At 46.3% G+C, this 670-nt stretch carries 1 protein-coding gene; it reads right to left on the bottom strand.

What is annotated here, in order from left to right; translation table 11 throughout:
• On the bottom strand, window positions 1–670 hold a 670-nt coding region (locus A3766_RS28490), incomplete at both ends, for a transcription termination/antitermination protein NusA (protein ID WP_197479827.1).

Consider the following 670-nt stretch of genomic DNA (forward strand, 5'->3'; position numbering starts at 1 on the left):
GCAGGCTCTTTACCTTCGAGTTCCTCTTCGGAAGCCAAAGCTTTATTCAATAAGGCATCTTTTGCACGACGACGTAACTCTTCAACAATATCTTCATCGAAGGCGTCAATCTCTAACATTTCCTCAATCGGTACATAGGCGACTTCTTCTAGTGAAGTAAAGCCCTCATTTACCAACTCAGTCGCCAAGTCTTCATCTACATCAAGCGTTTCGATAAACAAGTCAACATACTTGCCAACCTCTTCTTCCTGCTGCTTACCTGCATCTTCTTCAGACATAACGTTCAATTCCCAGCCGGTCAATTCACCAGCCAGACGAACATTTTGCCCTGCTCGACCGATTGCCATAGCCAAGTTATCTTCAGATACCGCAACGTTCATGGAATTTGTTTCTTCGTCTACTACGATAGAAGCAACCTCGGCAGGCGCCATGGCGTTAACCACTAGCTGAGCCGGGTTATCATCCCAGACGATGATATCGACACGCTCATTACCTAACTCACCTGAGACGGCCTGAACTCGTGCTCCACGCATACCAACACAAGCACCAACCGGATCAATTCGCTTATCATTAGTTTTTACAGCGATTTTAGCTCGAGAACCTGGATCACGCGCCGCGGCACGAATCTCGATAACTTCTTCTGAAATCTCAGGCACTTCAATTTTAAACA

Source organism: Oleiphilus sp. HI0132 (genome assembly GCF_001635845.1).